Genomic DNA, 5,006 nt, shown 5'->3' with positions numbered 1-5,006 from the left:
GTGAAGGTGCGCGTGGTGCGGAATCAGGTGCGGGCGGCGGATGTGGCTGTAATTAATGTACGACATTGGCCCGCCTGGGCCGTTGCAATTTTATATGCCGTATTTGGCATGAGTTTGCCATTGATGGCGGCGATCTTGCCGGAAGACCGGGCGGGCCAATGTCGTACATTAATTACAGCCACATCCGCCGCCCGCACCTGATTCCGCACCACGCGCACCTTCACGCGCCTGGTGAACATGATTCTTGTAAGATTCCGCCACCGGATCCCTGGCAAAACTCATAATAGGATCTGCCAGGTTGGCTCTTTCATAAGGCTTTACCCAGGGCTGTATACCGCAACCTGAAAGCGTAACAACCATCCCAAGAACTAGTACTCGAATATGCAACATAACTACTCTGCCATTAATTCCCGAACCTGTTTTTGAAATATGTCACGGTAACCTGGCGGAAATCCCTGGTGGATATAACGCAGGTTGCCATCACGATCGATAATATAAGTACTTGGTATATCATCCACTTCGTATTTTTCACTCACCTCATGGGTGACATCAAACAACACAGGAAAAGTTACCTGCATCTTGCTCAGGGCTTTCTTTACTTTTCTCACATCCTCTTCAACATTGATGCTGAATAATGTAAACCCTTCATTGCGATACAATTGATACATGTCATTCAACGTTGGCATACCCTGTTGGCAAGCATCACACCAGGTAGCCCAGAAATTCAGCATAATGACTTCGCCGCGATGCTCGCTTAATTTCAGGTTTTCCCCGCGCTGACTCTTCAAGGTAAAGTTAGGTGCTTCGCCTTTTACCAGTTCCGCACTGGCGCCGGGTAAAAACACAAGCCACTGTATTGCCACAATTAACAAAGCAAGCTTTTTATTGATCAACATGCTCTTCATTAATAAATCCCTAATCTTGTTCCTGTCAGTTGTTGTGCTTGTTTTAAAAGAAAAACGTAATACCCGCTGTCAATTCCAGGTTATGCGTGGTCTGTTCTTCGCCCAGGATGTCAAGATCAAATATGTGATCCCGCATATCAACCTGGAATGCCATCCAGTCCGTCACAATAAAACGAAAGCCTGCACCGAGATTAATCGTGAAATTATCCTGTCCCGCAAAATGCGTGTTGCCAATACCGCCAATAAAATAAAACGCGGTATAAAATGCCCAGTTTGAAGTGACAAAGGCTTCTCCGGGAAAGATGTTATAGCCCAGGGACAAATTGTAATATTGCAGTGTACGCTCATCGTCATTAAGCACATCGAAAAAGCCCAGGCGTTCGACACTGGATGGTTGGGTTTCAGTCTCCCCCACGGCAGCCTCAAAAAAGAAATCTTCCGTTACATGGTAAGCAAAGGTGGCGCCCAGAACCGAGTTGGTTCCAAAATCTTCGGTACTATACATACCGGCGAAAAAACCTACTTCAAAATCTTCAGTATCAATTTTTGATTCAATGATTTCCTGACGCTCCACTTCAGGCTCAATTAATGGCGCATCCGTTGAAGCCAGCGGCTGCTCTTCAGCCGCAAGCAGCGGTGCCGCGGCGACCGTCAGCACACAAAAGCTCAATGCACGAATAGCTTTGCGCAAACGAACTAGAAAAAGAATGAAAACCCTAATTGCCACTCAAAAAATTCTCCATTATTGTCTTCGTCAATAAAAGCAATCACTTCTTTTGCCTCAGCTCTAAATACAAAACGCCGTGTTAAGTACGCGCGAAATCCAAGCCCTACACTGGCCACAGCATTGTCCCCTAAATCTAACTGCACAAAGGTTCCTCTGGGCTCGCTGCGCATCACGCCACCGCCGAGTGTAAAATAAGGCGCCACTCGCCAGTGGGGAAAAGGCGTTGATAAAATATTCGCCCTTAGTAAAAAATTGTTGGTATACGTCCCCGTCGCCTGAGTAAATGCCAGCTCTGCAGAAAGATTCTTTGACATATTAAGGCTTACAAATGCTGTCATTGACGCAGCGCCTTCAAAGTCCCCTGCCATGGCACCAAACTCATAACGACGACTCTGGAAATCCTCCTGTTTCACTTGCGCGAATTCCGTGCGCTTGCCAGGTAAAGCCAGAGTCAGTTCCATTTGTTCGATATAAGCCCAACCTTCTTTACCATCTTCAGTCTTTACCCGAAACCAGTCGGTACGGCGTTTAATAATATCGATCCAGTCGTGACGTTCCACAATATGAAACACCGGGAATCCGCGTCCGGGGCCGGTATGTAATTCAATGTACGGCTCTGCCACTTGCAGGCGAACACTATCCTCATCCGCCACACTCAATGGCGCACACAACAAAGACACCGCATAAATGCCAAGCAAACAAATGCGTGACAGGTAACCCTTCGCGACTTTGTTTGTAACATGTCCAAATTTATAAATATAAAGTACTGCAAGCCTCAATTGACTCTCTCGCATCGTGATGTTTGACGCATCCTACCGGAAGTTCCGTGACAGGCACAGAGTTGACGCACTGGTGATGGGAATTACTGCTTTTTAAACAACCAAAACTAGGTGTTTATTAACCATTCACGACTGGTGCTATTTTCCTTATTGTCCTATCGGCACAAATAAAGTCCTATTAAGTCCTTTGCGCCTTGAAGTGTTATATAGCGTCGTTTTTGGTTACGCATTAAACAACTTAAACACAGACCGATAACGCATTTACGATTAACTAAAATTTACCTTCAACTATAAAACAAATTTTCCTTAACCAATCCTTAGGGTGCTACGACAGCAAGATTAAGATCATTGGTAATCTGCATGCCGTTGTCGATCCACTCGAGGATTAAGCGTTTTTCGCCATCAGTTAATAACTGGGTGTGATCGACGGTACCGGGAGCGATTTCTCCTAAAATCATTCTGACTAGACGACTAAACCTGGCTCTTGCGACACCGGTGCCACTCAGCAACGCGCCGCGCTGGGGAGCATCAAGCTGCAAGTTATTTAAGTCTGTCTCGCCAATGGGATTGCCATCAACATCGATGGGTACATCAGTGACTGGATCGCGTATCACGATGAATCGTGTACCACCCATGGGACCCACTTCAGCCCGGGGACGCGAGATGGATAACATTTCATAAGAGGGTGGTCGATCGGGATTTGTCAGGTTATCCCGAATAGCCTGCACTGTGACGTGCATACCATTAAGATCCGGTGTGGCATTTTCAAGCACCAGATCCCCCGGCGGCACAACGTTGGGATCATCATCGTTGTGGCAGGAAGTACACATATAATCCATCATGCCTGCGCCCAGATCCCGCTGGCGCGTTGCTTCAAAAATCGGCTGAATATGCGTGACATAGGTAATGATAATTCGACACTTGCTGTTGCCCCAGTCCCAATTATCTTCGCAGGACGCATTGCTTATCGGCTTTGGCGTGATTAAGTCTTCGTATTTGAACTCTGTCACCTCGTCAACGGTGGGCCAGATATTGTTATCAATCAAATCCATGTCCAGCTTGGCATAGCCTGTGAGAAGACTCGGATCCTCCACTCTGGCACGGGCCTCGGCCATGGTCTCACCGATTTGCACCAGGACATCATCCGTGTTCGGAAAAGCGGAGCCTGTTGCGCCCTGATTGATGCTTTGCTGCCCATCGCGCGGTGAATGACAGCCATTACATTCCCTGGTTTCACCCGGCATCACCTGCAACCAGCTATTAAACGCCATAAATGCCCGACCCTGGCCATCCAGTACTTCGATGGTGAATGGCACTTCCGCTGGGATTTGCGTGAATACCGATCCATCCGGTTCAACAGGCGCGTAACCTAAAATTTCGCGCAAGCGATAGCTACCGGCACGACCCCAGTCGTTGGCTGTTAAATTGTTGTCATCAATGAACGGTACTCGTCTGGCAAAGCGAACGAAACGCGCTACCCGTTGACTGCCCGGTGTTTGCATGGGATCGGCCAGGCGCGGAATGTCCGCCACGGTGCGCGGTATCAAACCGGATGCGTTGCTATCAGAAATCGCACCCGTTAGTGGATCCACGTAAACGGTGGTCATGGGGATAGCATCACGCTGCGGTTGTGATAAAGGTGTCGCACCGGCGGGTTCCAGGGGCGTATCAACCATGGGTACCGTACCCTGGGTATCATAAACACTTCGGATGTGGAGAATACCAACACCTTCTGACGCTAATAGTTCATCGGTATTTTCTGTCAGTATCACCGGTGTTTGATCATAAGGTCGATCGATAATAGCAACCGGATTAACAACCGCCATCCTGTTATCGATACCATCACTCAAATCGTCCTGGGGTGGGACTACGATAGGTAGCAATTTGCGATCGCCCAGGTCATAAATATAAACGCCGTAAAACGGTGGTGCTTCTTTCAGTCCGGGATTGTTCAGGTTATCCGAAATACACGGCACAATGGCATCGGCCGGATCTACTATATTACCCTCGGCATCCCTTACAATATTTCCCTGCGCATCCCTTAAATGATCCACGCGTATTACATCATCTTGCGAATTAGTCATTCTACATGTCGACCACGCGACTAATACCCGGTTGCCGCCATCTTCTTCCCAAATGGGATGTGGTGAGAAAAAACGACCAATTTGCGAGATATCGCCGTTACGAGGCACTTCGTTATTGGTGGCCGAATATTGTCCTTCGGTGCTGAGTGACGGGCTGGTAATACGCTTCTGGTCTATTTCGACAAAATTTTCACTGTCAATGATGACCATCTCGCCATCGTTAAAATGATTTTCATTGGGATCAAGATCTGCATCGCGGTTATCAGGATCAAGGGGATCCGGTAGTGTTGTGTCTGGTCGATTATAGGATGTCAGTATCGATAAAATCCCGCCACCTTGCATTTCCTTGGCATCAAGAAATGCACGCTCACTGTTTGATGGATCATGGCTATGTGCGCCATAGTAAATATCCAGACCGGTACCATCGGGATTAATGGTGTAAAGACTAAAGGTGTCGCGATTTGAGGCGCGTGAACGTTCCCAGCGAGAAAATAAAATTTTTCCGTTGAGC

The 5,006-nt window shown here is 47.7% G+C and carries 6 protein-coding genes; 1 reads left to right on the top strand and 5 read right to left on the bottom strand.

All coding sequences use genetic code 11. The features are described 5' to 3' along the window. On the top strand, positions 1-201 hold a 201-nt coding region (locus ACWVCM_RS13360; RefSeq protein WP_455202256.1), incomplete at its 5' end, for a hypothetical protein. Here the strand turns inward: ACWVCM_RS13360 and ACWVCM_RS13355 are convergent. The 5 genes from ACWVCM_RS13355 to ACWVCM_RS13335 all read right to left on the bottom strand — a co-directional run. Next, on the bottom strand, positions 169-390 hold the full coding sequence (locus ACWVCM_RS13355) for a DUF4266 domain-containing protein (RefSeq protein WP_455202255.1): 222 nt from the start codon (positions 388-390) through the stop codon (positions 169-171). The two genes, ACWVCM_RS13360 and ACWVCM_RS13355, sit on opposite strands and share 33 nt — an antisense overlap. A 2-nt stretch (positions 391-392) precedes the next feature. Beyond that, the gene (locus tag ACWVCM_RS13350) at positions 393-905 is read right to left on the bottom strand and encodes a peroxiredoxin family protein (protein WP_455202254.1); all 513 of its coding nucleotides are present in this window, start codon (positions 903-905) and stop codon (positions 393-395) included. 43 nt (positions 906-948) lie between these two features. Further along, on the bottom strand, positions 949-1,632 hold the full coding sequence (locus ACWVCM_RS13345) for an outer membrane beta-barrel domain-containing protein (protein WP_455202253.1): 684 nt from the start codon (positions 1,630-1,632) through the stop codon (positions 949-951). After that, on the bottom strand, positions 1,602-2,426 hold the full coding sequence (locus ACWVCM_RS13340; RefSeq protein WP_455202252.1) for a hypothetical protein: 825 nt from the start codon (positions 2,424-2,426) through the stop codon (positions 1,602-1,604). Before ACWVCM_RS13340 ends, ACWVCM_RS13345 begins: the two co-directional genes overlap by 31 nt. 302 nt (positions 2,427-2,728) lie before the next feature. Further along, positions 2,729-5,006: HzsA-related protein (locus ACWVCM_RS13335; RefSeq protein WP_455202251.1), on the bottom strand; the 2,278-nt coding region annotated here is incomplete at its 5' end.

The sequence above is a fragment of the Kaarinaea lacus genome, assembly GCF_975902315.1.
The sequence above is the reverse complement of the archived record's forward strand: the minus strand, read 5'-3'. Positions and strand labels throughout refer to the sequence as shown.

Coding starts and splice junctions, on each gene's coding strand:
- ACWVCM_RS13355 (WP_455202255.1), bottom strand. CDS start 390: ATGTTGCATATTCGAGTACTAGTTCTTGGGATGGTTGTTACGCTTTCA.
- ACWVCM_RS13350 (WP_455202254.1), bottom strand. CDS start 905: ATGAAGAGCATGTTGATCAATAAAAAGCTTGCTTTGTTAATTGTGGCA.
- ACWVCM_RS13340 (WP_455202252.1), bottom strand. CDS start 2,426: ATGCGAGAGAGTCAATTGAGGCTTGCAGTACTTTATATTTATAAATTT.